At 60.1% G+C, this 20,319-nt stretch carries 22 protein-coding genes; 13 read left to right on the forward strand and 9 right to left on the reverse strand.

Annotated elements, in window-relative coordinates:
• Positions 1 to 52: 52 nt before the first annotated feature.
• From eno to ispD, 3 genes are all read left to right on the forward strand, one after another.
• Positions 53 to 1,342: a phosphopyruvate hydratase gene (gene eno, locus AC19YY_RS18010; RefSeq protein WP_169955464.1), complete on the forward strand. Its 1,290-nt coding sequence runs from the start codon at positions 53 to 55 to the stop codon at positions 1,340 to 1,342.
• Between the two features lie 171 nt (positions 1,343 to 1,513).
• Complete coding sequence (gene ftsB, locus AC19YY_RS18015; RefSeq protein WP_029297251.1) at positions 1,514 to 1,792, forward strand: cell division protein FtsB; 279 nt, start codon at positions 1,514 to 1,516, stop codon at positions 1,790 to 1,792.
• Positions 1,789 to 2,496: a 2-C-methyl-D-erythritol 4-phosphate cytidylyltransferase gene (gene ispD, locus AC19YY_RS18020; RefSeq protein ID WP_169955465.1), complete on the forward strand. Its 708-nt coding sequence runs from the start codon at positions 1,789 to 1,791 to the stop codon at positions 2,494 to 2,496. Before ftsB ends, ispD begins: the two co-directional genes overlap by 4 nt.
• Before the next feature lie 127 nt (positions 2,497 to 2,623).
• On the opposite strand, the gene AC19YY_RS18025 is transcribed toward ispD, so the two are convergent.
• Positions 2,624 to 3,520, reverse strand: a complete 897-nt coding sequence (locus AC19YY_RS18025) for a LysR substrate-binding domain-containing protein (protein WP_169955466.1) — start codon at positions 3,518 to 3,520, stop codon at positions 2,624 to 2,626.
• Positions 3,521 to 3,628: 108 nt separating this feature from the next.
• On the opposite strand from AC19YY_RS18025, the gene AC19YY_RS18030 reads away from it, so the two are divergent.
• From AC19YY_RS18030 to rpoS, 8 genes are all read left to right on the forward strand, one after another.
• Positions 3,629 to 4,741, forward strand: a complete 1,113-nt coding sequence (locus AC19YY_RS18030) for an S-(hydroxymethyl)glutathione dehydrogenase/class III alcohol dehydrogenase (RefSeq protein WP_029297245.1) — start codon at positions 3,629 to 3,631, stop codon at positions 4,739 to 4,741.
• An 8-nt stretch (positions 4,742 to 4,749) separates the two neighbouring features.
• Positions 4,750 to 5,595 carry an S-formylglutathione hydrolase gene (gene fghA / locus AC19YY_RS18035; protein ID WP_500604610.1) on the forward strand — a complete coding sequence of 282 codons (846 nt, stop codon included), beginning with the start codon at positions 4,750 to 4,752 and terminating at the stop codon, positions 5,593 to 5,595.
• A gap of 54 nt (positions 5,596 to 5,649) precedes the next feature.
• A complete protein-coding gene (gene ispF, locus AC19YY_RS18040; protein WP_029297241.1) occupies positions 5,650 to 6,123 on the forward strand; it encodes a 2-C-methyl-D-erythritol 2,4-cyclodiphosphate synthase in 474 nt (157 codons plus the stop codon).
• Positions 6,120 to 7,178 carry a tRNA pseudouridine(13) synthase TruD gene (gene truD, locus AC19YY_RS18045; RefSeq protein ID WP_500604611.1) on the forward strand — a complete coding sequence of 353 codons (1,059 nt, stop codon included), beginning with the start codon at positions 6,120 to 6,122 and terminating at the stop codon, positions 7,176 to 7,178. The genes ispF and truD overlap by 4 nt, the downstream gene beginning before the upstream one ends.
• Positions 7,166 to 7,915 carry a 5'/3'-nucleotidase SurE gene (surE, locus tag AC19YY_RS18050; protein WP_029297237.1) on the forward strand — a complete coding sequence of 250 codons (750 nt, stop codon included), beginning with the start codon at positions 7,166 to 7,168 and terminating at the stop codon, positions 7,913 to 7,915. The genes truD and surE overlap by 13 nt, the downstream gene beginning before the upstream one ends.
• A gap of 41 nt (positions 7,916 to 7,956) precedes the next feature.
• Positions 7,957 to 8,592, forward strand: a complete 636-nt coding sequence (locus AC19YY_RS18055) for a protein-L-isoaspartate(D-aspartate) O-methyltransferase (RefSeq protein ID WP_169865481.1) — start codon at positions 7,957 to 7,959, stop codon at positions 8,590 to 8,592.
• Positions 8,593 to 8,803: 211 nt separating this feature from the next.
• On the forward strand, positions 8,804 to 9,637 hold the full coding sequence (locus tag AC19YY_RS18060; RefSeq protein WP_169955470.1) for a peptidoglycan DD-metalloendopeptidase family protein: 834 nt from the start codon (positions 8,804 to 8,806) through the stop codon (positions 9,635 to 9,637).
• Between the two features lie 105 nt (positions 9,638 to 9,742).
• A complete protein-coding gene (gene rpoS / locus AC19YY_RS18065) occupies positions 9,743 to 10,747 on the forward strand; it encodes an RNA polymerase sigma factor RpoS (protein WP_038446486.1) in 1,005 nt (334 codons plus the stop codon).
• 203 nt (positions 10,748 to 10,950) lie between these two features.
• On the opposite strand, the gene AC19YY_RS18070 is transcribed toward rpoS, so the two are convergent.
• Positions 10,951 to 11,160, reverse strand: coding sequence for a cold-shock protein (locus tag AC19YY_RS18070; RefSeq protein ID WP_002554837.1), 210 nt, complete (start codon positions 11,158 to 11,160; stop codon positions 10,951 to 10,953).
• 392 nt (positions 11,161 to 11,552) lie between these two features.
• On the opposite strand from AC19YY_RS18070, the gene dcd reads away from it, so the two are divergent.
• Both dcd and AC19YY_RS18080 read left to right on the forward strand, forming a co-directional pair.
• Positions 11,553 to 12,119: a dCTP deaminase gene (gene dcd / locus AC19YY_RS18075; protein ID WP_003219273.1), complete on the forward strand. Its 567-nt coding sequence runs from the start codon at positions 11,553 to 11,555 to the stop codon at positions 12,117 to 12,119.
• A 107-nt stretch (positions 12,120 to 12,226) separates the two neighbouring features.
• On the forward strand, positions 12,227 to 12,424 hold the full coding sequence (locus AC19YY_RS18080) for a hypothetical protein (protein WP_029297182.1): 198 nt from the start codon (positions 12,227 to 12,229) through the stop codon (positions 12,422 to 12,424).
• 96 nt (positions 12,425 to 12,520) lie between these two features.
• Here the strand turns inward: AC19YY_RS18080 and AC19YY_RS18085 are convergent, their stop codons facing one another.
• The 7 genes from AC19YY_RS18085 to AC19YY_RS18115 all read right to left on the reverse strand — a co-directional run bounded on the left by AC19YY_RS18085 (position 12,521) and on the right by AC19YY_RS18115 (position 20,249).
• Positions 12,521 to 13,282 (reverse strand): ABC transporter ATP-binding protein, encoded by a 762-nt coding sequence (locus AC19YY_RS18085; protein ID WP_500604612.1) that lies wholly within the window; start codon positions 13,280 to 13,282, stop codon positions 12,521 to 12,523.
• 13 nt (positions 13,283 to 13,295) lie between these two features.
• On the reverse strand, positions 13,296 to 14,414 hold the full coding sequence (locus AC19YY_RS18090) for a succinylglutamate desuccinylase/aspartoacylase family protein (RefSeq protein ID WP_500604613.1): 1,119 nt from the start codon (positions 14,412 to 14,414) through the stop codon (positions 13,296 to 13,298).
• Positions 14,415 to 14,423: 9 nt separating this feature from the next.
• Positions 14,424 to 15,134, reverse strand: a complete 711-nt coding sequence (locus AC19YY_RS18095) for an ABC transporter permease (RefSeq protein WP_169955473.1) — start codon at positions 15,132 to 15,134, stop codon at positions 14,424 to 14,426.
• Entirely contained in the window at positions 15,131 to 15,859 is a 729-nt protein-coding gene (locus AC19YY_RS18100) for an ABC transporter permease (protein ID WP_169955474.1), read from the reverse strand. The genes AC19YY_RS18095 and AC19YY_RS18100 overlap by 4 nt, the downstream gene beginning before the upstream one ends.
• Before the next feature lie 60 nt (positions 15,860 to 15,919).
• A complete protein-coding gene (locus tag AC19YY_RS18105; protein WP_169955475.1) occupies positions 15,920 to 16,702 on the reverse strand; it encodes a transporter substrate-binding domain-containing protein in 783 nt (260 codons plus the stop codon).
• Positions 16,703 to 16,945: 243 nt separating this feature from the next.
• Positions 16,946 to 19,387, reverse strand: a complete 2,442-nt coding sequence (locus tag AC19YY_RS18110; protein WP_500604614.1) for a penicillin acylase family protein — start codon at positions 19,385 to 19,387, stop codon at positions 16,946 to 16,948.
• A 217-nt stretch (positions 19,388 to 19,604) separates the two neighbouring features.
• Complete coding sequence (locus AC19YY_RS18115) at positions 19,605 to 20,249, reverse strand: glutathione S-transferase N-terminal domain-containing protein (RefSeq protein ID WP_169955477.1); 645 nt, start codon at positions 20,247 to 20,249, stop codon at positions 19,605 to 19,607.
• Between the last annotated feature and the right edge of the window lie 70 nt (positions 20,250 to 20,319).

Genomic DNA, 20,319 nt, shown 5'->3' on the forward strand with positions numbered 1-20,319 from the left:
AAAGATTTCCTTCAGCTGCGTCGTTTTCGTCAACTTTGGAGTGTTTACAACAATGGCAAAAATCGTCGACATCAAAGGTCGTGAAGTTCTCGACTCCCGTGGCAACCCCACCGTCGAAGCCGACGTGCTTCTCGATAACGGCATCATCGGCAGCGCCTGCGCGCCGTCCGGTGCTTCCACAGGTTCGCGCGAAGCGCTGGAACTGCGTGATGGCGACAAGAGCCGTTACCTGGGCAAGGGTGTCCTCAAGGCAGTAGCCAACATCAACGGTCCGATCCGCGACCTGTTGCTGGGCAAGGACCCGCTGGACCAGAAAGCCCTCGATCACGCGATGATCAAGCTCGATGGCACTGAAAACAAAGGCAGCCTCGGCGCCAATGCGATCCTCGCTGTATCCCTGGCTGCTGCAAAGGCCGCTGCTCAGGACCAGGACCTGCCGCTGTACGCGCACATTGCCAACCTGAACGGCACTCCGGGCGTGTACTCGATGCCGGTGCCAATGATGAACATCATCAACGGTGGCGAACACGCAGACAACAACGTCGATATCCAGGAATTCATGGTGCAGCCAGTCGGCGCCAAGACCTTCTCCGAAGGCCTGCGCATGGGCACCGAGATTTTCCACCACCTCAAAGCTGTGCTGAAGGCCCGTGGCCTGAGCACTGCGGTGGGTGACGAAGGTGGTTTCGCACCGAACCTTGCGTCCAACGAAGATGCACTGAAAGTGATCTCCGAAGCTGTGGCCAACGCTGGCTACAAGCTGGGCACCGACGTGACCCTGGCCCTGGACTGCGCGGCCAGCGAGTTCTTTGAGGACGGCAAGTACAACCTGTCCGGCGAAGGCCAGGTGTTCAACTCCGAAGGTTTTGCTGAATACCTCAAGGGCCTGACCCAGCGTTACCCGATCATTTCGATCGAAGACGGCCTGGACGAGTCCGACTGGGACGGCTGGAAAATCCTCACCGACAAGATCGGCGAGAAAATCCAACTGGTGGGCGACGACCTGTTCGTGACCAACACCAAGATCCTGAAAGAAGGCATCGACAAGAAGATCGCCAACTCGATCCTGATCAAGTTCAACCAGATCGGCACCTTGACCGAAACCCTGGAAGCGATCCAGATGGCCAAGGCTGCGGGCTACACTGCCGTGATCTCGCACCGCTCCGGCGAAACCGAAGATTCGACCATTGCCGACCTGGCCGTGGGCACCTCGGCGGGCCAGATCAAAACCGGTTCCCTGTGCCGCTCCGACCGCGTTTCCAAGTACAACCAACTGCTGCGTATCGAAGAGCAATTGGGTGGTAAAGCCAAATACAACGGCCGTGGTGAGTTTCGCGGCTGAGTAGTTGATGGTAAAAAGACAACGGATTGTGTCGGAAAACTCGCTATAGAGTGAATTTGCGCACTAATCTGATGCCTATCAAGCACAAGCCTGGGTCTTCCAGGCTTCGTGCTATCAGTTGCTTCAAAAGTTTTGCATGGCTGTCTTTTTTCACTGGATACCCGATATTCGATGCGCAGTCCCAATTGGTTGTTCCTCGTCTTGCTCTTGCTGCTGGCTGGCCTGCAGTACCGCCTTTGGGTGGGCAATGGCAGCCTGGCGCAGGTGACCGACCTGACCCAGCAAATTGCCGCGCAGCACGCCGAGAACGAGGTGTTGCTGGAGCGCAACCGTGTGCTCGATGCCGAAGTGCTTGAGTTGAAAAAAGGCATGGAGACCGTTGAAGAGCGGGCTCGTCATGAATTGGGCATGGTCAAGGAGGGTGAAACCCTCTACCAGTTGGCCCAATGAACGCCTGTTTGCCGGCCTTCTGGGCCGTGATTCCTGCCGCGGGCGTCGGTGCCCGCATGGCCGCGGACCGTCCCAAGCAGTATCTGCAGTTGGGCGGGCGCACTATTCTCGAACACAGCCTTGGCTGTTTCCTCGATCATCCGAGCCTCAAGGGGCTGGTGGTCAGTCTGGCTGTCGATGATCCTTACTGGCCCAACCTGGCGTGTGCCGGCGACCCGCGTATCCAGCGCGCGGACGGCGGGGCGGAGCGCTCAGGCTCGGTGCTCAATGCACTGCTGCAACTCAATGCCCTGGGCGCCAGCGATGACGACTGGGTGCTGGTGCACGATGCCGCACGGCCGAACCTGAGCCGCGAGGATCTCGACACGTTGTTGGCGCAGTTGGCGGATGACCCGGTGGGCGGCTTGCTGGCCGTACCGGCCCGCGACACCCTCAAGCGTGTCGACAAGCAGGGGCGGGTGGTGGAAACCATTGATCGCAGCCTGATCTGGCAAGCCTATACCCCGCAAATGTTCCGCCTGGGGGCCTTGCACCGCGCCTTGGCTGATAGCCTGGTGGCTGACGCGGTCATCACTGACGAAGCCTCGGCCATGGAATGGTCCGGCCAGGCGCCACGCCTGGTGGAAGGGCGCGCGGACAATATCAAGGTGACCCGGCCGGAGGATCTGGAGTGGCTCAGGTTGCGGTGGGCTAATCGCCGGTAGGCTGCTGGACCGAGGTGACTTCATCGCAGGCAAGCCAGCTCCCACACCTGACCGCATTCCAACAGGGATACGCGGTCAGGTGTGGGAGCTGGCTTGCCTGCGATGAGGCCAGGCCTGACACCCCAGATCACCCGCCATACTCCGGCCTCCCAGCCAGCCCTTCCTTCAGGTAGTCCACCAACTTGCGCACCTTCGGCGACAAATGCCGCTGCTGCGGATACAGCGCCCACACTGCAGTATTCGGCGGTTGGTGGGACTCAAGTAGTGAAACCAGCGCGCCGCTGTGCAAGTGCTCCAGCACGTAATAATCCGGCAACTGGCATAACCCCACCCCTTGCAGCGCCGCATCCAGCACCGCCTGCCCACTGTTGCAGCGCCAGTTTCCCTGCACCCTTTGGGAAAATTCGCGCCCATCCTGGGCCAATTGCCAAATATCCGAGCTGCCGACCAGGCAGTTATGCCTGCTCAATTCCGACAAGCTATGGGGGCGCCCATACCGTTCCAGGTAGGACGGCGACGCACAGAGATACATGCGTCTGGGGGCCAGGCGGCTGGCGACCATTCGCGAGTCTTGCAGGCGGCCCAGGCGAATCGCCAGGTCCAGGCCTTCATGCACCAGGTCGAGGGGGCGGTTGCTCAGCTCGATATCCACGCGCAATTGCGGATACAGCCCCATGAAGCGCGTGACCAGCGGCACGATAAAGCGTTCGCCATAAGCCACGGCGCAGGTCATGCGCAACATGCCCTTGGGTTCGCTGGTCAGGTCGCCTACGGCGCGCAGGGCCTCTTCGCGCCCATCCTGCAGGCGTTGGCAATGTTGCAGGAAGGTTTGCCCGGCCTCGGTCAGCGTAACGCGCCGGGTGCTGCGATACAGCAGGCGGGTTTGCAGGCGTTCTTCCAGGCGTGCGACCTGGCGGCTGATATGGGACGAGGACACGCCCAGGCGTTCGGCAGCCGCAGTAAATTGGCTGCATTCGGCGACGGCGACGAACTCATCGATGCCTTCCCAGCGGTTTTCCAGCATGGTGATTATCCCAGTACAGCAATAATGTTTTGCTTTTGCCTGGATTATTAATCAATGGACCGTGTTTTACACTGTTCGTCTTACTTTTAAGCCCCAGGAGAAACCCGGATGATCAAGTCACGCGCCGCTGTCGCCTTTGAAGCCAAGAAACCACTGGAGATCGTGGAAGTGGATGTGGCCATGCCCAAGGCCGGTGAAGTCCTGTTGCGCGTGGTCGCTTCCGGGGTTTGCCACACTGACGCCTACACCCTGTCGGGCGCCGATCCGGAAGGTATCTTCCCGTCGATCCTCGGCCACGAAGGCGGCGCAGTGGTCGAAGCGATTGGCGAGGGTGTGACTTCGGTGGCGGTGGGCGACCACGTGATCCCGCTGTACACCCCGGAGTGTGGCAAGTGCAAGTTCTGCCTGTCGGGCAAGACCAACCTGTGCCAAGCCATCCGCGCGACCCAGGGCAAAGGCCTGATGCCAGACGGTACTACGCGTTTTTCCTACAAAGGGCAGCCGATCTTCCACTACATGGGGACTTCGACTTTTTCCGAATACACAGTGTTGCCGGAAATCTCCGTGGCCAAGATTCCCAAAGAAGCGCCGCTGGAAAAAGTCTGCCTGCTGGGCTGTGGCGTCACCACTGGTATCGGTGCCGTGATCAACACCGCCAAGGTCAAGCCGGGTGACACCGTGGCCATTTTCGGCCTGGGCGGGATTGGTTTGTCGGCCGTGATCGGTGCAGTTAAAGCCAAGGCCGGTCGTATCATCGCCATCGACATCAACCCGGCCAAGTTCGAGATCGCCAAGCAGTTGGGTGCCACCGACTGTATCAACCCGAAAGACTACGACCGGCCGATCCAGGATGTGATTGTCGATTTGACCGACGGCGGTGTGGACTTTTCCTTCGAGTGTATCGGCAATGTCCAGCTGATGCGTGCGGCCCTAGAGTGCTGCCACAAAGGCTGGGGCGAGTCGGTAATCATTGGGGTCGCCGGGGCTGGCCAGGAAATCGCTACCCGTCCATTCCAACTGGTGACCGGTCGTGTCTGGCGCGGTTCGGCCTTCGGTGGCGTGCGTGGCCGCAGCGAGTTGCCAAGCTACGTGGAAATGGCCCAGACCGGCGAAATCCCGTTGGATACCTTCATCACCCACACCATGGGCCTGGAAGATATCAATAAGGCATTCGACCTGATGCATGAAGGCAAGAGCATTCGTACCGTCATCCATTTCTGAGGTCGGCCATGAGTCTGGAAAACCTGTCATGCCAGAAGAGCTTCGGCGGCTGGCACAAACGCTATAAGCATCATTCCGATGTACTCGATTGCGATATGACCTTCGCCGTCTACCTGCCACCGCAGGCGGAGCAAGGCGGCAAGTTGCCGGTGCTGTACTGGCTGTCGGGCTTGACCTGCACCGATGAGAACTTCATGCAAAAGGCCGGCGCGCAGCGTATGGCGGCTGAGCTGGGATTGATCATCGTCGCCCCGGACACCAGCCCCCGTGGGCCGGGTGTGCCGGGCGACCCGGACAATGCCTGGGACTTTGGCCTGGGTGCCGGGTTTTACTTGAATGCCACGCAACAGCCGTGGAGCATGCACTATCGGATGCATGACTATGTCGTGCAGGAATTGCCGGCGTTGGTTGAAGCGCATTTCCCGGCGTCCGACAAGCGCGGCATCAGCGGGCATTCAATGGGCGGCCACGGTGCGCTGGTATGCGCCTTGCGCAATCCGGGGCGCTACCAGTCGGTGTCGGCGTTTTCGCCGATCAACAATCCGATGGATTGCCCTTGGGGGCAGAAAGCGTTTTCCCGCTACCTGGGGGAAGAGCGCTCCAAGTGGCGCGAATGGGATGCCTGCGTGCTGATCAGCGAAGCCTCGGAAAAACTGCCACTGCTGGTGGACCAGGGTGATCGCGACGACTTCCTTGCCACTCAACTCAAGCCCGAAGCCTTGCAACAAGCCGCCAAGGCCGCCGGCCATCCGCTGGAGTTGCGCCTGCAACCGGGCTACGACCACAGCTACTTCTTTATCGCCAGCTTCATCGAGGATCACTTGCGTCATCATGGACGTGCTTTGCTCGGTTAATGTCTGGCAAAAGTAGGTAGAATCACGCCCTGAATTAACTCGGGGCGTTTTTTTATGCGTATTGGCCACGGCTATGATGTGCACCGTTTCGCCGAAGGCGACTTCATCACCCTGGGCGGCGTGCGCATTGCGCACCACCATGGGTTGCTGGCTCATTCCGACGGCGACGTTGTGCTGCATGCCTTGAGCGATGCCTTGCTCGGCGCGGCTGCATTGGGAGATATCGGCAAACACTTTCCGGACACCGATCCCACTTTCAAGGGCGCGGACAGCCGCGTGCTGCTGCGGCATGTGGTCGGCCTGATCCATGCCAAGGGCTGGAAGGTCGGCAACGTCGATAACACCATCGTTGCCCAGGCACCCAAAATGGCCCCGCATATCGAATCGATGCGCGCAGTGATTGCCGCCGATCTGCAAATAGAACTGGATCAAGTCAACGTGAAAGCCACCACCACCGAAAAACTCGGGTTTACCGGTCGTGAAGAGGGCATTGCGGTGCACTCTGTCGCCTTGTTGCTGCGCGCATGAACGAACTGCAACTGTTGGGCCCGCGGGCCTATGGCGAGGCGCTGGGCAGCGCGGTGCTCAAGGCGACTGCCGAAGATTTCCAAGTGGATGAAGTGCTGGATATCCCGCTGACCGGCGAGGGTGAGCACCTGTGGTTGTGGGTGGAAAAGCGCGGCCTGAACACTGAAGAGGCCGCGCGACGTATTGCCAAGGCTGCCGGCGTGCCCTTGCGCACGGTGAGCTATGCCGGCCTCAAGGATCGCCAGGCGCTGACGCGCCAGTGGTTCAGCGTGCAACTGCCGGGCAAGGCCGACCCAGACCTGAGTGCGGCGGAAAACGACACCCTGAAAATCCTCAAGGCCGCCCGTCATAAACGCAAGTTGCAGCGTGGCGCCCATGCGGCCAACGGTTTTACCCTGCGCCTGACCCAACTGGCCGGCGACCACGGCGCGATCGATGCGCGCCTGCAATTGATCGCCAAGCACGGTATCCCCAACTATTTCGGCGCCCAGCGTTTTGGCCATGATGGCGGTAACGTCGTCGATGCCCGCGACTGGGCGGCCCGCAAGGCCTTGCCGGAACAGCGCAATGTACGTTCGCGCCTGCTGTCGACCGCGCGCAGCTTTGTGTTCAATAAGGTGTTGGCGGCGCGGGTTGCCGATGGTTCATGGCAGCGTGCCCAGGTCGGTGACCTGCTGGCGTTCACCGACAGCCGCAGCTTTTTCCCGGCGGGGGAGGCGGAGTGCAGCGATCCGCGCCTGGCCATCCTCGACCTGCATCCCACCGGCCCACAGTGGGGTGAAGGCGATTCGCCCGCCACTGGCGCCACCCATGAGTTGGAGCAAGCCGTCGCCGCGAGCGAGGCGCACCTGTGCGAGTGGCTGGCCAAAGCCGGCATGAGCCAGGAACGGCGCATTCTGCGACTGCCCATTGGCGGGTTGACGTGGCATTATCCCGAGACTGACATTCTGCAATTGGAATTCGTCCTGCCGGCCGGATGCTTCGCCACTGTCTTGGTGCGCGAGCTTGTTGATCTGGTGCCGGTGGGGCAGACGGACAGCCCATGCGTATTCTGATATCTAACGACGACGGGGTCACCGCACCCGGCCTTGCCGCGCTTCATGCTGCGCTGGCAGATTATGCCGAGTGCGTGGTGGTTGCCCCGGACCAGGACAAAAGTGGCGCCAGCAGTTCGCTGACGCTCGACCGTCCGTTGCACCCGCAGACGCTGGCCAACGGCTTTATCAGCGTTAATGGCACGCCGACCGATTGCGTGCACCTGGCCATCAACAGCTTGCTGGCCGATGAGCCGGACCTGGTGGTTTCCGGGATCAACCTGGGCGCCAACCTGGGCGATGACGTGCTGTATTCCGGCACCGTGGCGGCGGCCCTGGAAGGGCGCTTCCTGGGGCGGACGGCCTTTGCCTTTTCGCTGGCGTCGCGGCAGGTGGATAACCTGGCGACCGCCGCTTATTTTGCGCGCAAGCTGGTTGAGGCCCACGGCACCCTGGTGCTGCCACCGCGTACGGTGCTCAACGTCAATATTCCCAATCTGCCCCTGGACCATATTCGCGGCATCCAATTGACCCGCCTGGGCCACCGCGCCCGCGCTGCGGCACCGCTGAAAGTGGTGGATCCCCGTGGCAGGGAAGGCTACTGGATTGCCGCAGCGGGCGACGCCGAGGATGGCGGGCCGGGCACGGACTTTCATGCGGTGATGCAAGGTTATGTTTCGATTACCCCGCTGCAACTCGATCGCACCTTCAATGATGCCTTCGGTGGTCTCGATCCCTGGCTGGAGGGGCTGCGCTGATGGCTCGTGAACAGGACGACCTGTTGCGCCGGGGCATCGGCATGACCTCCCAACGCACCCGTGAGCGTTTGATCCAGCGACTCTATGAAGAGGGACTGTCCAACGCCCAGGTGTTGGAGGTCATCCGCCGTACCCCGCGTCATCTGTTTGTCGATGAGGCCCTGGCCCATCGCGCCTACGAAGACACTGCGCTGCCCATTGGCCACAACCAAACCATCTCCCAGCCCTATATGGTGGCGCGGATGAGTGAGCTGTTGTTGGCGGCGGGTCCCTTGGACAAAGTGCTGGAGATTGGCACCGGCTCCGGCTACCAGACTGCCGTGCTCTCGCAACTCGTGGAGCGGGTGTTTTCCGTCGAGCGGATCAAGGTCCTGCAGGACCGGGCCAAGGAGCGCCTGGTGGAGCTGAACCTGCGCAACGTAGTGTTTCGTTGGGGTGATGGCTGGGAAGGCTGGCCGGCCTTGGCGCCCTACAACGGCATCATCGTGACTGCGGTGGCCACCGATGTACCTCAGGCACTTCTGGACCAATTGGCTCCGGGCGGGCGCCTGGTGATTCCGGTGGGATCGGGCGAAGTGCAACAGTTGATGTTGATCGTGCGCGAAGAAGAGGGTTTTTCCCGGCATGTCCTGGGGGCAGTGCGTTTCGTTCCGTTACTTAATGGGCCGCTGGCCTGAACAATTGTCACGGTGTAGTGAATTCTATTGCTGGGTATGTGTCTTACAGCGGGGTTCATCGAGTCAACATCAAGTTGGGTAGTTATTAAACGAGATGAATTTTTCGTTTCTACCTTGTTGCCGGTTAAAGTCTGGCAGCCAGTTATACTTGCGACATATTTCAAGCCTGATACAGGCGTTCATGTTTCAGCCACCACAAAGGGAGCGGCGGGTGAGTCTCACAGTCATTGCGCAGCGTATGAGTAAAACTAGCTTTCAGCGACTGGTGATTGGCCTTGTCTTGAGTTCCTTGCTGGCTGCCTGCTCCAGCACAGGCAGCGGCGCGCGCGTGGTTGACCGCAATAATGCGGCACCGCAACGGCCGACGGTGACCACCGGGCAATACGTGGTGCGTAAGGGCGATACCATGTTCTCGATCGCCTTCCGTTATGGCTGGGACTACAAGGCGCTGGCCGCGCGTAACAACATTCCTGTGCCTTATACGATACATCCGGGGCAAACCATCCGTTTCGATGGGCGCACGGGTTCGGCGCCCACGGCAGTTGTGACAAAATCCGGTTCATCGGCCTCTTCTTCCAGCAAGACGACGGTCTTCACCCGGCCTGCAGGCACCGTTGCGCCTAAGGTTGCGAGCAAGCCGGCACCCGCGCCGTTGCCACCTGCGGGACCGGCACCGACCGGTTGGGGATGGCCCTCAAATGGCATTCTTATTGGAAAATTCTCTTCAAACGGTAGTTTGAATAAAGGCATTGATATCGCCGGGGATTTGGGACAGCCTGTTTTAGCTGCGTCTGATGGGACTGTTGTATACGCCGGGAGTGGTCTACGGGGCTACGGCGAATTAGTCATCATCAAACACAGCGATACCTACGTCAGTGCCTACGGTCATAACCGCAGGTTGTTGGTTCGGGAGGGGCAGCAGGTCAAAGTCGGACAGACAATTGCCGAAATGGGGTCGACTGGTACAGACCGGGTGAAACTGCACTTTGAGATTCGCCGCCAAGGTAAACCTGTAGATCCACTGCAATTCCTACCCCGGCGTTGATGTGTTGTCAGCCTGTTCCCTCACGTAGAAGGAACAGGCTCCAGCGTTGCCAAGGATAAAGGCGTCGCTTGAGCTTGAGGTCGAACTCACCAAAGGACTATAACAATGGCTCTCAGTAAAGAAGCGCCGGAGTTTGACATCGACGATGAGGTTCTCCTTATGGAGACCGGCATCGGTACGGAATCGATGTCGAATGAGGGACCCGCTGTACCTTCAGTTCGTACCAAGTCCAAAAACTCCACAGCGTTAAAACAGCATAAGTATATTGATTACACCCGGGCGCTCGATGCGACCCAGTTGTACCTCAATGAAATCGGCTTTTCCCCCTTGCTCACTCCCGAAGAAGAAGTCCATTTTGCGCGATTGTCGCAAAAGGGAGATCCGGCTGGGCGCAAGCGCATGATTGAAAGCAACCTGCGCCTGGTGGTGAAAATCGCCCGACGCTACGTCAATCGTGGGCTTTCCCTGTTGGACCTGATCGAAGAGGGCAACCTCGGCTTGATCCGGGCGGTAGAGAAGTTTGACCCCGAGCGGGGTTTTCGCTTTTCGACCTACGCGACGTGGTGGATTCGCCAGACCATTGAGCGCGCAATCATGAATCAGACCCGGACCATCCGGTTGCCGATTCATGTCGTCAAGGAGCTTAACGTGTACCTGCGGGCGGCACGCGAGCTTACCCAGAAACTTGATCATGAACCTTCGCCTGAAGAGATCGCCAACCTGCTGGAAAAACCAGTGGGAGAGGTCAAGCGCATGCTCGGGCTTAACGAGCGTGTGTCTTCGGTCGATGTCTCGCTGGGTCCGGATTCGGATAAAACCTTGCTGGACACCCTTACGGATGACCGACCCACGGATCCGTGTGAGCTGTTGCAGGACGATGACTTGTCGCAAAGTATCGATCAATGGCTTTCAGAGCTGACGGACAAGCAGCGCGAGGTGGTGATTCGCCGCTTTGGCCTGCGTGGCCATGAAAGCAGCACCCTGGAAGATGTTGGCCTGGAGATCGGCTTGACCCGTGAGCGGGTGCGGCAGATCCAGGTAGAGGGTCTCAAGCGCTTGCGGGAGATCCTGGAGAAAAATGGCTTGTCGAGTGAGTCGTTGTTTCAGTAGCGGCTTGTAAGGTAGCTATGAGAACGCCCGGTGCATGGGAATGCACCGGGCGTTTTGCGTTGTGCCAATTCCCTTGTGGGAGCCCGGCTTGCCGGCGATGGCGACCTTGAGGGCGGCCCTCGCTGGCAAGGTCAGTATCAAATCCCAGGCATAAAAAAACCCCGCTTTTAAGGGCGGGGTTCTTTCGACTAAGTCAGTACAAGTTAGATAACTTGAACTTCTTCAGCTTGCATGCCTTTCTGACCGCGGGTAGCGATGAAAGAAACCTGTTGGCCTTCTTTCAGGCTTTTGAAGCCGTCGGATTGGATAGCTTTGAAGTGAACGAACAGGTCGTCACCGGATTGTGGAGTGATGAAGCCGAAGCCTTTTTCATCGTTGAACCACTTAACGGTACCAGTTTGGCGATTAGACATGGTGTATCTCCTTGGACAAAGTTAACTGCGACTCAGGAAAAGCCCTGGCCGAGACTGAGTGCAAAGAGCAGGAAAAATTCTTGGAGATGGTTGGATCGAAATTCAACATATCGTGTAGAGATTCTCAGTGACACAAGCAGCACAGTGGCGCCACCTTAACCCTTTTTCCGGAACGTGCCAATGGTATTTCCGAAGGTTTCTCTATTTTCGTGACTGGCGGTGCCTTTTACAGGCCTGCGGCCCTTAAATTCAGGGCCAAGGCCCGCCCCGTACGGCTGACAGTTGCCCGGCGCAACTTAATCAAGAAAAACCCCCGCGTCCTTTGAACCGCGAGGCCAGCCCCGGTAAGATGCCCAACAGAATTTTCCACCTCGCTATTCAGGACACCCGCCATGAGCATCAAATCGGACAAGTGGATTCGCCGCATGGCGCAAGAGCACGGCATGATCGAACCCTTCGTCGAGCGCCAGATGCGCGGTGAAGGCGCCGAACGCCTGATTTCATTCGGGGTTTCCAGCTACGGCTACGATGTACGTTGCGCCGATGAGTTCAAGGTCTTCACCAACATCAACTCGGCCACCGTCGATCCGAAAAACTTCGATGAAAAGAGCTTTGTCGATGTGAAGAGCGACGTGTGCATCATCCCACCAAACTCCTTCGCCCTGGCGCGCACCGTCGAGTTCTTCCGGATCCCGCGCAACGTCCTGACCATCTGCCTGGGCAAGAGCACCTACGCGCGCTGCGGCATTATCGTCAACGTGACGCCGCTTGAGCCTGAGTGGGAAGGCCACGTGACCCTGGAGTTCTCCAACACCACCACCTTGCCGGCCAAGATCTACGCCAATGAAGGCGTGGCGCAGATGCTGTTCTTCGAATCCGACGAAGAGTGCGAAGTGTCCTATAAGGACCGTGGCGGCAAGTACCAGGGCCAGCGCGGCGTCACTCTGCCACGCACCTGATAGAAACGTCTTACAGCTCAAGGGAATTTGTCAGCGGGCAGGCACTCTATTGGGTGTACTGCCTCGGCGCGTGCACAGCGCGTCGAGCCACGCTTGAGGAGTACCCTATGAAGATCGACCCGCGAATCAGCGCCGAACTTGCTCGGCTGGAACCCAATCAGATTGGTGTTCTGGCCTGGTCCCTGATGGCCGACCCCGCCGCCGGCGGCATCCCAGGCCAGCCTGACCCCGATACCCCGGAACAACCTACCGAGCCTGGCGTACCGACCCTGCCGGACGAGCCACCACCCGCGCCAGTGGCCTGACGCCTCGCCCTTTGTAGGAGCCGGCTTGCCGGCGATGCGGTCTAAGTTTTTACAGCATCGGTACCTGAGACTCCGTTATCGCCGGCAAGCCGGCTCCTACAGGTTGCCGCGCAGGAACTGTTGCAGCCGCTCGCTTTTCGGATGGCCCAGCACGTCTTCCGGCTTGCCTTCCTCCTCCACCAGGCCTTGGTGCAAGAACAGCACCTGGCTGGACACTTTGCGCGCAAAACTCATCTCGTGGGTCACCATGATCATGGTCCGCCCCTCTTCGGCCAACCCCTGGATCACCTTCAGCACTTCGCCCACCAGCTCCGGGTCCAGGGCCGATGTCGGCTCGTCGAACAGCATCACCTCCGGCTCCATCGCCAGGGCACGGGCGATGGCCACCCGTTGCTGCTGGCCACCCGACAGGAACGCCGGATACTGCTCCGCCACCCGTGCGGGCAGCCCAACCTTGTCCAGATAGCGCCGGGCACGGTCCTCCGCGTCCTTCTTGCTGCAACCCAAGACCCGGCGTGGGGCCATGGTGATGTTCTCCAGCACGCTCATATGGCTCCACAAGTTGAAGTGCTGGAACACCATCGCCAGGCGGGTGCGCAGGCGTTGTAGCTCGGCTTCGTCGGCCACGCGCATGCCGTGGCGGTCGCTGACCATGCGGATCGGCTGGCCATCAAGGCTCATGGCGCCGTCATTGGGTTGTTCAAGGAAGTTGATACAACGCAGGAACGTGCTTTTGCCAGAGCCGCTGGCGCCGATCAGGCTGATCACATCCCCGCTTTTGGCCTTGAGCGAAACCCCTTTGAGCACCTCATGGTCGCCATAGCTTTTATGCAGGCCTTCAACGGTCAGTTTGTACATGGGGCGTGCATCCTCAAGGCGATAGTAAATAGCCGCTGCGATAGGGCGTAAGGCCGGCGACATGGGCAATCACCATGCCCGCCGTGGCCATGCGCCGCAGCGAACGGGCATACATCAGGCCGGCATGGCGGCAGTGGATGGGCGTGACGTGGTCGTGAATCGGGTCGATGATCTCGGCCACCAGTTCCCCGGCCTCCAGGTATTGCCCTGGCAACGCGTGGAACACCAGCAAGCCGCCCGCCGGGGTCGCCACTGGTTCGACGGCGGCCAGCGGCGTAGCGGGGTAGGGCAAGTCGGGCAGGGGCGCAGGATCGCCGCTGATCGCGCCAAATCGGATCAGGTAGTCGATGATCGCCTGGCAATCGAGGCTGGCCAGGCCGTGATTGACATCGCCCTGGCCGCGCAACTCCAGGGTCACGGAAAAGCTGCCCAGGGGGATCTGGAAACGCTCGCCAAAACGTTGCTGCAACTGCCACCAGAGCAGGGTGAAACACTCATCGAAGGATTGTCCGCCCGAATCGGTGGCCAACAGGCTGGCTTCGGCGCCGATATAACGGGCCAGCGGCTCGACCTGCGGCCAGGCCTCGGGGGTGGTGTAAAGGTGGGCCACGGCTTCGAAGTCGCAATGCAGGTCCAGCACCATATCGGCGTCACAGGCCAGGCGTTGCAGCACCAGGCGCTGGGATTGCAGTTGTGTGGCTGGTACATGGCGGTCGAGGGCCTGGCGCAGACTGTCGCGGATCAGTGCGACGTTGCGCCTGGGATTATCCCCCAACAGGCCCTCGACCTGATTGCCGACTTCTTCGCTGAGATCGAAGAACAGGCGATTGAAGTTCTGCCCGCTCTCCAGCTCGTAGCGGCCCAGGGGCGTGTCCATCAGTACTTGCTCAAGGCCCGCCGGGTTGGCGACTGGCACCAGCACGATTTCGCTGCGCAGGCGGCCGGCCGCGGCCAGTTCCGCCAAGCGTCCCTTCAAGTGCCAGGCCACCAGCATGCCGGGCAGTTCGTCGGCGTGTAGCGAGGATTGGATGTAGATTTTGCCTTCGGCCTGCTCTGGCCCGAAGTGGAAACTGTGGATCTGCCGTGCCGTGCCTGGCACCGGTGCGAGAAGGGGATGAATCTGTTGCCGCATAGGGGCTCCTTAATGGCTCGGCCCGAGAAAGGCCAGCCAGCGACGCTCCGCCAGACGAAACAGACCGACCAGGGCAAAGGTCACGGTCAGGTAGATCAGCGCAGCGATACCAAACGACTGGAAAGTGAGGAAGGTGGCCGAGTTGGCGTCCCGGGCCACTTTGAGGATGTCCGGGATCGTCGCGGTAAAGGCTACCGTCGTCGAGTGCAGCATCAGGATCACTTCATTACTGTAGTACGGCAACGAGCGGCGTAGGGCCGAGGGCATGATCACGTAGGCGTACAGTTTCCAGCCGCTCAGGCCATAGGCTTTCGCCGCCTCGACCTCGCCGTGGGCCATGCTGCGGATGGCCCCGGCGAAAATCTCCGTGGTATAGGCGCAGGTGTTGAGGGCAAATGCGAGGAGCGTGCAGTTCATTGCGTCGCGAAAAAAACCATCCAGCACCGGTTGTGCGCGAACGGCGGCGAGGCTGTAGATGCCGGTGTAGCAGATCAGTAGTTGGATATACAGCGGTGTGCCGCGAAACAGGTAGGTATAGAACTGCACCGGCCAGCGCACCCAGCGGTTTCGCGAGACGCGGGCGATGGACAGTGGGATCGACACCACGAAGCCGATGCAGATCGAGGCCGTGAGCAGCCACATCGTCATGGCCAGCCCAGTCATGTGGTTGCCATCGCTGTAGAGGAAGGGCCGCCAGTATTCCTGCAACAATTCAATCATCGCACTGCCTCCCGTGAGCCTGCGGCGTAACGGGCTTCGAGCCTGCGCAGGACGAAGTTCGACGCGCTGGTGATGGCCAGGTAGATCAAGGCCGCGACCACCAGGAAAAAGAACAGTTGGTAGGTACTTTTGCCGGCATCCTGGGCGGCCTTGACCACATCAGCCAGGCCGATGATCGACACCAGCGCCGTGGCCTTGAGCATCACCATCCAGTTATTGCCGATGCCCGGCAGGGCGAAGCGCATCATTTGCGGGAAGGTCACGTAGCGAAAGCGCTGCCCGCGCTTGAGGCCATATGCCGTGGCGGCTTCCAACTGGCCGCGGGGCACGGCGAGGATCGCACCGCGAAAAGTCTCGGTGAAATACGCACCGTAGATAAAACCCAGGGTAATCACCCCGGCGCCGAACGGGTTGATTTCGATGTATTCCCATTCCATGTAGTCGGTGAAACTGGTCAGCCAGGTTTGCAGGCTGTAGAAAATCAGCAGCATCAGCACCAGGTCCGGCACCCCGCGAATCAAGGTGGTGTAGAGCTGCGCGGGAATGCGCAACAGCGCCAGGCTCGACAACTTGGCACTGGCGCCGAGCAGGCCCAGTACAACGCTGACCGCCAGGGACAGCACTGACAATTTGATGGTCATCCAGGTGCCTTGCAGCAACAGTGGGCCAAACCCTTGCAGGCTAAACGCGCCAAGCCCGAGGGTCTGCAACAGGTCTTCAAACATGGGGTACGCCTTTGGCCATCGAGAGTGCGCCCACCCCGTGCGGGGGTGGGCGCCGCAGCGTTATTTGCCGCTGTAGAGGTTCAGATCGCCAAAGTGTTTTTTCTGGATAGTGGCGTAGGTGCCATCATCGTGTAACGCTTTGATACCTTTATCCAAGAGAGCTTTCAGCTCTTTGTTACCTTTTGCGATGCCCACGGCAGTCTTGGATGGCAGCATTTCGCTGTCCACTGGTTTGCTGACTTCGTAATCGGCACCTTGTGGCGATTTCAAAAAGCCCAGTTCGGCCTGCAGCATGTCCTGGATCGAGGCATCGAGGCGGCCTGAGGTCAGGTCGGCGTACACCTGGTCCTGGTTCTGGTAGGCCTGGGTTTTGATCCCGGCTTTGTCCAGCACGGCCTTGGCATAGGCTTCCTGGATGGTGCCTTGTTCATAGCCGACCGTCTTGCCCTTGAGGGACGCGATGTCTTCGCTCAGGCCGGAGCCTTTCTTGAACACGTAGGAAGTGGGGCCGGAAAACAGCTCGCTGGAGAAGTCGATGACCTTCTCGCGGGCCGGGGTCACGGTCATGGACGAAATCACACCGTCGAACTTCTTGGCCTTGAGGCCGGGGATCATGCCGTCAAAGTCACTTTCTACCCACTTGCAGGTGACCTTCAGCTCCGCACAAATGGCATTGCCCAGGTCGATATCGAAGCCCACCAGGCTGCCGTCGGCGGCCTTGGATTCAAACGGCGCGTAGGAAGGGTCCACACCAAAACGCAATTCTTTGTATTCCTTGGCCAAGGCGGTACCGGCGGCCATGCACAGCGCGAGTGCAGAAAGGGTCAGCAATGCTTTTTTCATTATGTAATCCCTGGGAACCAAGATAAGCGCTTGTGGCGCGATTAGGACTGTTACTGAACGGTGTCAGACGTATCGCAAGTAGCAATTTCTGCACCATAGTTCTGAATAGTCTTTTTAATTGGTGGGATTACACGAGGGGCGACGTGAGGCGCGCCCGATATCGGGCGCTACAGATCTTGCGCACCATTGCAGTGCGGGCCGCTCACGAACTGTAGGCGCTGGCAAGCCAGCGCCTACATGGGGTTATTTCCCTGGGACCAGGGTCAATCGGGTCTTGCCATACACCTTGTCAAAGTTCTGCGGCTGCATCGGGAAGCTCAGGTACTGCGCCTTGAGCCACGGATCGATGCCGTTGGCATAGTACGGGCTGGCAGGGTTGCCGGATTGGCCGATCCCGCCCTGGCCCATCATCGGTTCCACCTGGCCAAAATCCACGATCATGCGCAGGGCCTGGACCTGGGTGGTGGCGAAATCCTGCCCCCAGTTGTAGGGCGCAGCGTTCAACGTAGTGTGATCGCCACCTGCTGCCAATGGGCCGCGAATCGTCTGGCCCCTGGTGTTTTTCCAGGTGTAGCTGTGCAGTTTGCCCCACTGCCAGGCCTTGTGATCTGCGCCCAACTGGCTGTCGCCGGCGCTGATCGCGGCGGCCAGGCTGCGGGCGAGAATCGCCGGTTTGTCTTCTTTGCCAGGGGTGCGCAGGTCATCCCAGAACGGGCTGTCTTCACGCCCCAGCAGATGGTCGGCCTGGGCCGCGTAGGACAGGTTGGCGTTGCTGACAAAGGCTTTCCAGGTGGCGCTGGATTCCGGGCCCAGTTCGTCGAGGAAAATCTGCCTGGCGCTTTCCTGCAGGAACAGTTGGTAGATCGCCGCGTCGGCCGAGGTGGCCGCCAGCCGCCCGTCGAACGCCATCAGACGGCCCAAAGCCTCCTGGGCCTTGGAACGTTCGGCGGCCGGCAGGGCATCGATCGCCTGTTTCAGAGGCTGGGCCATGCCCGGTGCCTGGAACATGCTTTTAAGTTTGGCGGCGAACAGCGTGGTCTGGTCGTACTGCATGGCAATCACGCTACGGCTGTCGTGCTTGCCGTTGCCGGCCAGCTGCGCCAGGCGCTCGCTGCGCTCCGGCGCGGCCCAGGAGTTGGACAGTTGCATGCCATAACCATGGGGCACGCTGCGCTGGTTGGCCGTGCCGACCCAACCCTGTGGCGGGTCCTGGTCATAGGGGTGCAGCATCGCATCGGCATAGCCGTCCCAGTCAAAGCGCCCGTCCCAACCTGGGGATGGCAACAGGCCTTCACCTTCGCGACGGTTGGGGAAGCGCCCGGTGACCTGCCAGCCGATATTGCTGGCGTCGGCAAACACCATGTTCAGCGGGATCGCACGAATCTCCCGGCTGGCGTCCGAGGCTTTTTCCACGTTCTGCGCCCGGGACAGGTCAAAAAACGCATCCAGGCTCTTGTCGTCCTTGAAGTCGGCGGTTTGTAGGGCCAGGCCGTAGCCGCTGGTCAGCGACTGGGCGCTGTTGAGCAGCGGGCCGTGGCGGGTTTCGTACACCGTCTCGCGAATTGGCCGCTGGCCCTTGGCGAAGAAGGTTTCGTTACGCACGATGGCCGGTAGCCATTTGCCGTTGTGCTCGTAGTACAGCGCGCTGCCCTGGCGCTTGACCTTCTCCAGGAACAGGTCCTGGGTATCGCCGGACACCTGGCTCATGCTCCAGGCCACTTTGCCGTTGAAACCTGACAGCAGCGTAGGAATCCCAGCGATCGACACCCCGGCGGCCTGGTATTTCGGCGCGCGGATCTGTACGAAATTCCACAGGGAGGGCGCCTGCATCGGCGTCGACAGATCGTTCGCCAGCAGGCTGCGGCCACTGCGGCTGCGTTGCGGGGCGATGGCCCAGTTGCTGGAGGTGGAAACCCCAAGGGTGTTGAGGCTGGCCAGGTGCTCGTTGAGGCTGGTGAGCGCGGCAACGCCGGGAATCTGCCCTAGATTGATGCCCTTGAGCTTGTCGGACTCTGCCGTAGGCAGCGGTTCGTCCGGGTAGCTTGGGGTCAGCCAGGCGAGTTTGTCGGCGCCGACTTTTTGCGCCAGTACCAGGGCGGACAACTCTTCCTGCAAGTTGGCTGATTCGCTGAAATTGAGCAGGCAGAACAGCAGCGCCGAATCTTCCGGTTTCCAGTATTCGGGCTTGTAGCCGGTCTGGGCCAGGTCCGTCGGCAGTTTGTCGCGGTAGCGGAACAGGTAGGCGTTGACCCCGCGGGCATACACTTCAAAGAAGCGCTTGAGACGCGGCGAGGAGGCGTTGTACAGCTCGCTGGCGCTTTTCTTCAGGTTGACGGCGCGCATGAAGCGGTCGACATCCAGCACGTCCGGCCCGGACATCTCTGCCAGGCGGCCCTGGGCCAGCAGCCGTAGGGTGACCATCTGGTTGATCCGGTCGCTAGCGTGCACGTAACCGAGAGCGAACAGCGCGTCGTGAAAGGTATTGCTTTCAATCAGCGGCATGCCCTGGCTGTTGCGCCGCACGGAAACATTCTGCGCCAGGCCCTTGAGCGGCTGCACGCCGGAAACGGGGGGCAGGGTGTCCTGGCTGTTCAGTGACTGGCAACCGGCCAGGCCCAAGGCACTGGCCACTGCCGCGGCAACGCCGAACCGGGGAAGAAAACGTGAGAGGGCTGGCGAGGCCATGGCAAAGCTCCTGCGGGGGGTAGCGTCAGTAAAGGCGCTACGTTAGTGAGCGCGGCGAACCGACGCAAGCGGGAGGCGATGCTAATTTTTTCAAACACTCACAAAGCCTTGTAGGAACCGGCTTGCCGGCGAAAAACTACCAGGCGCCACGCTTATCCAGGCACCCGGCGTTTTCGTTGACGATCTTCGCCGGCTAGCCAGTTCCTACAGGGCATGATCAGGATTTCGGCGGGTTGACCTTCTGCACCAGGTCATAGGCCCGCACCGTCGCCGGACGTTCCTTGATCAGGTTGAACCAGCGGTGCAGATGGGGGAAGTCTTCCAGGCGTTGGCTCTGCCATTTGTGGGACACGATCCACGGGTAGATCGCCATATCGGCAATGCTGTAGGCCTCGCCAGCGACGAAACTGCGGTCGGCCAGGCGCCGGTCCAGCACGCCATAGAGGCGTGCGGTTTCATCCACGTAGCGTTTGATGGCGTAAGGGATCTTTTCCGGGGCGAACTGGCTGAAATGGTGGTTCTGCCCCGCCATCGGGCCCAGGCCGCCCATTTGCCAGAACAGCCATTGCAACGCTTCCTGGCGACCGCGCAGGTCCTTGGGCAGGAACTGGCCGGTTTTTTCCGCGAGGTACAGCAAGATGGCGCCGGATTCAAACAGGGAAATCGGTGCGCCCCCGTCGCTCGGTTGCCGGTCGACAATGGCGGGAATACGGTTGTTGGGAGCTATCTTCAGGAAATCTGGCTTGAACTGGTCGCCCTGGCCGATGTTGATCGGGTGCACCTCGTAGGGCAGGCCGGCTTCTTCCAGGAACAACGAAATCTTGTGACCGTTGGGGGTGGTCCAGTAATACAGGTCGATCATGAAGCTCTCCAGGATTGGTGATGCTTGAACGGACAGGGCGCCCGCTGATGTGCCTGTAGGTATAGGTAGT

It is taken from the genome of Pseudomonas sp. MF09156 (assembly GCF_059862305.1).

Bases quoted from the DNA above. Each gene is read 5' to 3' on its own strand.
- eno (WP_169955464.1), top strand. From the start codon at position 53: ATGGCAAAAATCGTCGACATCAAAGGTCGTGAAGTTCTCGACTCCCGT.
- ftsB (WP_029297251.1), top strand. From the start codon at position 1,514: ATGCGCAGTCCCAATTGGTTGTTCCTCGTCTTGCTCTTGCTGCTGGCT.
- ispD (WP_169955465.1), top strand. From the start codon at position 1,789: ATGAACGCCTGTTTGCCGGCCTTCTGGGCCGTGATTCCTGCCGCGGGC.
- AC19YY_RS18025 (WP_169955466.1), bottom strand. From the start codon at position 3,520: ATGCTGGAAAACCGCTGGGAAGGCATCGATGAGTTCGTCGCCGTCGCC.
- AC19YY_RS18030 (WP_029297245.1), top strand. From the start codon at position 3,629: ATGATCAAGTCACGCGCCGCTGTCGCCTTTGAAGCCAAGAAACCACTG.
- fghA (WP_500604610.1), top strand. From the start codon at position 4,750: ATGAGTCTGGAAAACCTGTCATGCCAGAAGAGCTTCGGCGGCTGGCAC.
- ispF (WP_029297241.1), top strand. From the start codon at position 5,650: ATGCGTATTGGCCACGGCTATGATGTGCACCGTTTCGCCGAAGGCGAC.
- truD (WP_500604611.1), top strand. From the start codon at position 6,120: ATGAACGAACTGCAACTGTTGGGCCCGCGGGCCTATGGCGAGGCGCTG.
- surE (WP_029297237.1), top strand. From the start codon at position 7,166: ATGCGTATTCTGATATCTAACGACGACGGGGTCACCGCACCCGGCCTT.
- AC19YY_RS18055 (WP_169865481.1), top strand. From the start codon at position 7,957: ATGACCTCCCAACGCACCCGTGAGCGTTTGATCCAGCGACTCTATGAA.
- rpoS (WP_038446486.1), top strand. From the start codon at position 9,743: ATGGCTCTCAGTAAAGAAGCGCCGGAGTTTGACATCGACGATGAGGTT.
- AC19YY_RS18070 (WP_002554837.1), bottom strand. From the start codon at position 11,160: ATGTCTAATCGCCAAACTGGTACCGTTAAGTGGTTCAACGATGAAAAA.
- dcd (WP_003219273.1), top strand. From the start codon at position 11,553: ATGAGCATCAAATCGGACAAGTGGATTCGCCGCATGGCGCAAGAGCAC.
- AC19YY_RS18080 (WP_029297182.1), top strand. From the start codon at position 12,227: ATGAAGATCGACCCGCGAATCAGCGCCGAACTTGCTCGGCTGGAACCC.
- AC19YY_RS18085 (WP_500604612.1), bottom strand. From the start codon at position 13,282: ATGTACAAACTGACCGTTGAAGGCCTGCATAAAAGCTATGGCGACCAT.
- AC19YY_RS18090 (WP_500604613.1), bottom strand. From the start codon at position 14,414: ATGCGGCAACAGATTCATCCCCTTCTCGCACCGGTGCCAGGCACGGCA.
- AC19YY_RS18095 (WP_169955473.1), bottom strand. From the start codon at position 15,134: ATGATTGAATTGTTGCAGGAATACTGGCGGCCCTTCCTCTACAGCGAT.
- AC19YY_RS18100 (WP_169955474.1), bottom strand. From the start codon at position 15,859: ATGTTTGAAGACCTGTTGCAGACCCTCGGGCTTGGCGCGTTTAGCCTG.
- AC19YY_RS18105 (WP_169955475.1), bottom strand. From the start codon at position 16,702: ATGAAAAAAGCATTGCTGACCCTTTCTGCACTCGCGCTGTGCATGGCC.
- AC19YY_RS18110 (WP_500604614.1), bottom strand. From the start codon at position 19,387: ATGGCCTCGCCAGCCCTCTCACGTTTTCTTCCCCGGTTCGGCGTTGCC.
- AC19YY_RS18115 (WP_169955477.1), bottom strand. From the start codon at position 20,249: ATGATCGACCTGTATTACTGGACCACCCCCAACGGTCACAAGATTTCG.